The 7,244-nt window shown below is 72.7% G+C and carries 7 protein-coding genes and 1 pseudogene; 4 read left to right on the top strand and 4 right to left on the bottom strand.

What is annotated here, in order from left to right:
• Nucleotides 1-352 (bottom strand): annotated as a pseudogene (locus BKE38_RS13155) (hypothetical protein); the annotation flags it as partial.
• A gap of 129 nt (nt 353-481) precedes the next feature.
• Nucleotides 482-1,618, bottom strand: coding sequence for a DSD1 family PLP-dependent enzyme (locus BKE38_RS13160; RefSeq protein ID WP_076957771.1), 1,137 nt, complete (start codon nt 1,616-1,618; stop codon nt 482-484).
• Nucleotides 1,619-1,841: 223 nt separating this feature from the next.
• On the opposite strand from BKE38_RS13160, the gene BKE38_RS13165 reads away from it, so the two are divergent.
• On the top strand, nt 1,842-2,870 hold the full coding sequence (locus tag BKE38_RS13165; RefSeq protein WP_076957772.1) for an amino acid ABC transporter substrate-binding protein: 1,029 nt from the start codon (nt 1,842-1,844) through the stop codon (nt 2,868-2,870).
• A 134-nt stretch (nt 2,871-3,004) separates the two neighbouring features.
• Here the strand turns inward: BKE38_RS13165 and BKE38_RS13170 are convergent, their stop codons facing one another.
• Together BKE38_RS13170 and BKE38_RS13175 are read right to left on the bottom strand one after the other, a co-directional pair.
• Entirely contained in the window at nt 3,005-3,964 is a 960-nt protein-coding gene (locus BKE38_RS13170) for a Bug family tripartite tricarboxylate transporter substrate binding protein (protein ID WP_076957773.1), read from the bottom strand.
• Nucleotides 3,965-4,093: 129 nt separating this feature from the next.
• Nucleotides 4,094-4,915, bottom strand: a complete 822-nt coding sequence (locus tag BKE38_RS13175; RefSeq protein WP_076957777.1) for an aspartate dehydrogenase — start codon at nt 4,913-4,915, stop codon at nt 4,094-4,096.
• Between the two features lie 75 nt (nt 4,916-4,990).
• Between BKE38_RS13175 and BKE38_RS13180 the strand changes: the two genes are divergently transcribed.
• The 3 genes from BKE38_RS13180 to BKE38_RS13190 all read left to right on the top strand — a co-directional run.
• Nucleotides 4,991-5,935, top strand: a complete 945-nt coding sequence (locus BKE38_RS13180; RefSeq protein ID WP_076957774.1) for a LysR substrate-binding domain-containing protein — start codon at nt 4,991-4,993, stop codon at nt 5,933-5,935.
• 49 nt (nt 5,936-5,984) lie between these two features.
• On the top strand, nt 5,985-6,431 hold the full coding sequence (locus BKE38_RS13185; RefSeq protein WP_076957775.1) for a MarR family winged helix-turn-helix transcriptional regulator: 447 nt from the start codon (nt 5,985-5,987) through the stop codon (nt 6,429-6,431).
• A partial coding sequence (locus tag BKE38_RS13190; protein WP_076957776.1) for a Bcr/CflA family efflux MFS transporter occupies nt 6,428-7,244 on the top strand: 817 nt, incomplete at its 3' end. The genes BKE38_RS13185 and BKE38_RS13190, both read left to right, overlap by 4 nt.

Consider the following 7,244-nt stretch of genomic DNA (forward strand, 5'->3'; position numbering starts at 1 on the left):
GCACGGTGATGGCGGCCGGCTTGGGCTGGCCATCGGCGCCCGGCTCGGCGACGGCGCCGACCGGGGTGCCCGGGGTGATGTCGGCCAGCGCGACGCGGCGCAGCGCCGAGACGGTCGCGGTCTCGGCGAGGGCGATCTCGGCGGTGCCGCCCTCGCGGGTGGCGACGCGCAGCGTGGCGCCGTCGAGCGCCGTGATGCGGCCACGGATCCGGCTGGGCGTGCCGGCGGGGGCAGGGGCCGGGGCAGGGGCGGGGGCGGCCGGCTGCTGCGCCAGCAGGCGGCCCAGCGGCGAGGCGGAAAGGGCCAGCAGCGCGGCGCCGCCCAGCAGGGCGCGGCGGGTGAGAGGCGGCATGGCGATGTCTCCCAGGAGGATGCCGTCATCAAGCGCCTCGCCGGTGAAACCCGCAAGCTTGGCCAATCCGGCCAGCCCTTCTGGCCCCTCCCCGTTCCGGCCCATCGAGGCCAGAACAGCCGGAAAAAACTACCAGCCGCGGAAGCGGGGCCAGTGGGTCAGGGGGGTGCCGTCGGCGGGCAGCACCTCGTAGCCTTCGAACTGCGCCGCGGTCGCGCAGGCATGGTTGGGCAGGATGCGCATCACGGCGCCGAGCGGCAGGTCGGGCAGGGCTGCCTGGCTGCCGGGGCGGAGCGCCACGATGCCATGCTCCTGGTTGGCAGCCTTCAGCACCAGGTCGGGATAGGGGCGGCCGTCGATGTCGCAGACCAGGCCGTAGAACTGGTCGACCGCCTGCGCCGCGGTGCCGCGGTCGCGCGACATGGCCATCCAGCCGGCATCGACCATGATCCAGCCGCGCTCCTCCTGGTGGCCGATGACGGTGGCCAGGACCGAGAGGGCGATGTCGTCCGGGGTGCAGACGCCGATGCCGGCCATGACCAGGTCGAAGAACACATAAACGCCGGCGCGCACCTCGGTGACGCCGGCGAGGTCGCGGGCGAAATGCGCCGTCGGCGTCGAGCCGACGCTGACCACGGGGCAGGGCAGGCCCGCGGCGCGCAGGTGCTCGGCCGCGGTGACGGCGGCCAGGCGCTCGCGCTCGGCGAAGGCGGCGAGCGCCTCGGCGCCGGAGACGCCGTAGCTTTCGCCGGCATGGGTGACGACGCCGCGCAGCGTGGCGCCGCCCTCGTGCAGGATGCGGCCGATGGCGATCAGGCGCGGATCGGCCGGGTCGAGGCCGGAACGGTGGCCGTCGGAATCGATCTCGATCAGCACCGGGATGGCATCGCCCGCCTGGCGCGCCGCGGCGGCGACGGCCTCGGCCTGGCCGATGCTGTCGAGGGTGAGGGCCAGGTCGCAGCCGGCGGCGCGCAGCGCCAGCACGCGGGGCAGCTTGGCGGTCGCGATGCCGACGCCGTAGAGCAGGTCGGTGATGCCGGCGGCCGCAAATTCCTCCGCCTCCTTCAGGGTGGAGATGGTGGCCGGGCCCCGCCTGCTGCCCAGGATGCGGCGGGCGGCATCGACCGACTTCACCGTCTTCAGATGCGGGCGGATGGCGACGCCAAGCGGCTGCAGGTGGCGCTCCAGCCGGGTGACGTTGCGCAGCATGCGCGCCTCGTCGAGGACGAGGGCCGGGGTCATGAGCTGGGCGAGGCGGGTCGGCATGGTGGCGGTCCTGGGGTAGCGGTCGGGCGCAGCATGCCCCGGCCGGCGGCGCGGCGCCACCAGGACCGGAAAGGACCGCGGCGCGGGCAGCGGGCGGGCAGGGTGCCTGCGTTTCGCGCGGCATGCTGCGGCGCGGCGTGAAAAACCCCGGCGGCGCAGGCTTGACGATCGACGTTGCGAGTCCGCACCTTCGCGTGAGAAAAACGCTACAGGGAAGCTCACCATGCTGAAGCGCACCATCCTGGCCACCGTCGCGGCGGTGGCCACCTGGTTCGGCGCATCCGCCCCGGCGCAGGCCGGGGCGACGCTGGACGCGATCAAGGCGCGCGGGACGTTGGTCTGCGGCATCCACACCGGCATCGCCGGCTTCGCGCTGCCGGATGCGCGCGGCACCTGGCAGGGGCTGGATGTCGACATGTGCCGCGGGCTGGCGGTCGCGCTGTTCAACGACGCGTCGAAGGTGCGGTTCCAGCCGCTGAGCTCGTCGACGCGCTTCACCGCGCTGAACTCCGGCGAGATCGACGTGCTGTTCCGCACCAGCACGCACACCATGATGCGCGACGTGACGCTGGGGCTGCGCGCCATCACCGCCTATTTCTACGACGGGCACGGCTTCATGGTGAAGGCCAATGGCGGCGTCACCAAGGCCTCCGAGATGGGCGGCGCCACGATCTGCCTGGTCAGCGGCACCACCAACGAGCTGGTGACGGCGGACTACTTCCGCACGCAGAACCTGCCCTTCACGCCGATCCTGTTCGAGCGCACCGACCAGGCGATCGCGGCGCTGCAGGCCGGGCGCTGCGACAGCTTCGGCACCGACGCCTCGCAGCTGGCGGCGGCGCGCTCCTCGATGCCGACGCCGGCGGACTGGACCATCCTGCCGGAGCGCTTCTCCAAGGAGCCCTACGGCCCCTATGTGCGGCGCGGCGACGACGAGTGGTTCGACCTGGTGCGCTGGTACGTGAACGCGCTGTTCGAGGCGGAGGAGCGCGGCGTGACCTCGGCGAATGTCGAGCAGATGGTGAAGCAGACCACCAATCCCGACACCCGCCGCCTGCTGGGCGTGACGCCGGAGCTGGGCCAGGCGCTGAAGATCTCGCCCGCCTGGGTGGTGAACGTCGTCAGGGCGGTCGGCAACTACAGCGAGATCTACGAGCGCCACATGGGGCCGAAGACCTCGATCGGCCTGGCGCGCGGCGTGAACGAGCTGTGGACCAAGGGCGGGCTCCACTACCCGCTGCCGATGCGGTAATTGCCTCAGGCGCCGGCGCGCGCATCCGCGCGCTTGGCTTGCGCGCCATACGGCGCGGGCCACATTCCCGGCCTCAGCCGGCCCCAAGCGGGGCCGGCTGCCTGCCCGGCGATGAAGTCGCGTTTCCCCGGCGATCAGCTCGCCTTGATGCCCGCCTTGCTGATCACCGCTTCCCATTTGGTGATTTCGGCCTGCAGGAAGGCCGCGCTGCTGGCGGGGGTGCTGTCGCTCACCACATCCATGCCCTGGCCCTGCAGCGTCGCCTTGTGGCGCGGGTCGGAGACGACCTTGTTGATGGCGGCGTTCAGCAGGGCGACCGTCGCCGGGGGCGTTCCGGCCGGGGCCAGGACCATGTGCCAGGTGAAGCTCTCATAGCCGGGGATGGTCTCGGCGACCGTCGGCAGGTCGGGGAACATCGGCGAGCGCTGGGCGGCGGTGATGGCCAGGCCGCGGGTTTCCCCTTTCTGGATGAAGGGCATGCCGCTGGAGAGGACGTCGAGCATCATGGCGACGTGGCCGCTCAGCAGGTCGGGCATGGCGGCGGTGGAGCCGCGATAGGCGACATGCGTCACGTCCAGGCCGCCGGCCATCGACAGCAGCAGCTCGGTCGCCAAATGGATCGAGCCGCCATTGCCGTTGCTGGCGTAGTTGAATTTGCCGGGGTTGCCGCGGAACAGGGCGAGCAATTCGGGCAGGGTCTTCGCCGGAACGTCCTTGTTGACCATGACGACGTTGTGGATGCGGCCGATATGGGCGACCGGCTGGAAGTCGGCGACGGGGTCGAAGGGCAGGTGGGGGAAGAGGGCGCGGGCGACGGCGTGGCCGACCGTGGTGTAGAGCAGGGTCTGGCCGTCCTTCGGCGCCTTGGCCACGGCGTCGCTGGCGACGATGACGCCGGAGCCGGTGCGGTTCTCGACGACGAAGCGCTGGCCGAAGCTTTTTGACAGCTCGTCGGCGATCAGCCGCGCGGGCAGGTCGGTCGGGCCGCCGGCGGAGAAGGGCACCAGCAGGCGCACGGGCGCTGCCGGCCAGGACTGGGCGCGGGCAATGGCGGGGGCTGCGAGGGTCGCGGCGATCAGTGTTCTGCGAAGCATTGTTGTTGTTCCGGCCTTGGTGGTTTGGCCGTGACTGGCGTTGTTTTTGTGGGGCGAGGCCGCAGGCCCGCCCGATAACGTGCAGAAAGAAAAGAAGGGGGGCCGGGGGGAATTCATTCCCCCCGATGCTTATGTCCCAACCCGAAGCGGCGCGCGCAGCTTGCGCAGGCAGGCGATGACCGAGAGGGCGGTGATCTTTCCGGTCTTCGGATTCTCCGAGGGGATGTTCTCGATCGCCATGGAGAGGAAGGCGGAGTCCGACTCCACCTCGATCCGGTGGGTGTTGCGGGTGAGGTCCGGGTCGGCCCAGATTTCCAGGGTGGTCTTGTCCGGCCCGATGCCGGCGAGCGACAGGGCGACGGCGACGTTCAGGTTGGCCGGGAAGCCGACGGCCGCATCGCGCGGCGTGCCCTGGAAGATGCGCAAGGGTTCGCGGATGTCGTCGATGGCGATGCCGTTCTCGACGAGGTAGGGGGCGCCGACCAGGCCGCGCACCGGCTTGCGGGTGATCATGCGGACGGCGGTGATGTTGCCTTCCGCCGCGGCGACAACCGCGTCGAGGCCGAGCAGGGCGCCGGTGGGGACGATGATCTGGCCCTCCTCCTCGCGGGCGAGCGCGATCAGGTGTTCGTGCCGCAGCAGGGCGCCGGCGCTGAGCACCATCACGGTCTTGCCGGCGCGCAGGAAGGGTTCGGCGATGGCGGGCAGCAGCGCCGCGGGGGCGCATTCGATGACCAGGTCGGCCAGCGGCTCGAGCGCCTCGATGGCCAGGACCGGGACAGGGCTTGTCAGCCCGGCCAGGCGGGCGGCGGCGGCCTCGCGGTCGCGGGCGGAGACGGCCACGAGCTGGCAGCCGGGGATGCCGGCGTCGAGGGCGCGGGCGACGGCGAGGCCGACGGCGCCGAGGCCGGCGATGGCGATGCGGAGGGGCGGGCGGTTCTGCTTCGGCATGGGCGCGATGGAAGCCGGGGCCGTGCCGCCCGACAACCGAATTCCATGCCGCCGATGCATGAGCTAGGGTCATGCATGGCCCGGCGACAGCTTCCCCCCCTGCATGCCCTGCGCGGCTTCGAGGCGGCGGCGCGGCTGGCCTCCTTCAGCGCGGCGGCGGCGGAGCTGGGGGTGACCCAGGGCGCGGTCAGCCGGCAGATCCGTGCGCTGGAGGCGTGGCTGGGCCGGCCGGTGTTCCGGCGGCTGACACGGCGGGTGGAGCTGACCGAGGCCGGGCAGGCCATGGCGCGCCTCGCCGACGAGGTTTTTTCCACGCTGGAGGAAGGGACTGCGCGGCTGCGCGGCGCCGGGCCGCAGCGGCTGGTGCTGGGGGCGCTGCCGACCATCACCTCGGCCTGGCTGATGCCGCGGCTGGACCGCTTCGCCAAGCGGCATCCGGAGCTGGAGCTGCGGCTGCTGTCCTCGATCGCGCCGGCGGCGCTGGCGCCGGGGGAGCTGGATGTCGCCATCCGCGTCGGGCCGCTGCCGGGGCGGCGCTATCCCGCCCGCGCCCCGCGGATCGAGCTGCAGATGGTCGCCGACTGGACCGGGCTGGTGGCCGAGCCGCTGTTCCCGGATGTGCTGGTGCCGGTCTGCCGGGCGGAATGGCTGCCCGGCGGCCAGCCGCTCACGGCGGAACGGCTGGCGGACATGCCGCTGATCCATACCTCGACGCGGCGGCATGCCTGGCCGGACTGGCTGCGCGCCCAGGGGGTGAAGGGCGGGGCCATCGCCCCCGGGCAGCCGTCCTTCGGGCATTTCTTCATGGCGCTGGAGGCCGCCCGGCGCGGCCAGGGGGTAGCGCTGGTGCCAGAGGTTCTGCTCCCGCCCGGGGGCGAGCTGGTCGCCGCCAGCGCCGCCCGCATTCCCAGTGCCGGCGACTACTTTTTCCTCTGTCCGGGCAGCCGGGCGCAGGAACCGGCGATCGCGGCGCTGCGCGCCTGGCTGCTGGAGGAGGCGGCGGCGAGCGCTCGACAATAGGTGCATTGCCAATTAATGCTAATGCATCTTTCCGGAGGCGGAGGGGCGGATGGCGGATGCGGCGCAACGCCGGGAGGTGTTCGGCCGGCTGGTCGGGCAGGTGGCGCGGCAGTGGCGGCGGGCGGTGGACCAGCGGCTGCAGGCCTATGGGCTGACCGAGGCGACCTGGCTGCCGATGCTGCACCTGGCCCGCGCCCCGCAGCCGATGCGGCAGAAGGCGCTGGCGGCCTCGCTGGCGCTGGACAGCTCGACGGTGGTGCGGCTGCTGGATGCGCTGCAGGCGGCCGGGCTGATCGAGCGGCGCGAGGATCCCGATGACCGCCGCGCCAAGGCGATCTTCCTGACCGAGGAGGGCCGGGCGCTGGTGGCGCAGGTCGAGGCGGCCTCGGCCGAGGTGCGCGGCGCGGTGCTGGCCGGGGTGGACGACGCCGAGCTCGAGACCTCGACCCTGGTGCTGGAGAAGATCCTGGCCGCGCTGGCGGAGCGGGAGGCGTGAGCGGCCCGCCGCCGGAACCGCGCCGCGCGCCGCTCTGGCTGCTGGCGCTGATCACCTTCAGCGGCACGCTGGCCATGCATGTCTTCGTGCCCGCCCTGCCGCAGGCGGCGGCGGCGCTGGGGGCGAGCCCCGGCTCGCTGCAGCTGACCATCAGCTTCTACATCGCCGGCCTCGCCGTCGGGCAGCTGGTCTACGGGCCGCTGTCAGACCGCTACGGCCGCCGCCCGGTGCTGCTGGCCGGGCTTTTTCTCTACACGACGGCAGGCCTGGCCGCGGCCCTGGCACCGGATGCGACCGCGCTGATCGCGGCGCGGCTGTTCCAGGCGCTCGGCGGCTGCGCCGGGCTGGTGCTGGGGCGGGCCATCGTGCGCGACGGCTCGGCGCTGTCCGAGGCGGCGCAGCGGCTGGCGACGATGAACCTGATGGTGGCGCTGGGCCCGGGGCTGGCGCCGCTGCTGGGCACGGCGCTGACGGCGGCGGCGGGGTGGCGGGCGGTGCTGTGGTCGCTCTGCGGCCTCGGCGTGCTGAACGCGGCGCTGGCCTGGCGCTGGATCCCGGCGGGCGTGGCGGCGGCCAGCCAGCAGGACAGTGGCCAGGTGCTGCGCAGCTATCTGAAGCTGCTGCGCTCGCCGGCCTTCCTGGGATACGCGCTGGGCGGGGGGTGCGCCACGACCTCGATGTACGCCTTCATCGCCGCGGCGCCCTTCATCATCACCGCGGAGCTCGGCCGGTCGTCGGGCGAGGTCGGGGTCTATCTGGCCATCGTCGTCTTCGGCATCTGGCTGGGCAGCGCCTGCGCCAGCCGGCTGGCGC

Origin of the sequence: Teichococcus deserti, assembly GCF_001982615.1 — a bacterium.
In the GTDB taxonomy this organism is placed as follows: Bacteria; Pseudomonadota; Alphaproteobacteria; order Acetobacterales; family Acetobacteraceae; genus Pseudoroseomonas; species Pseudoroseomonas deserti.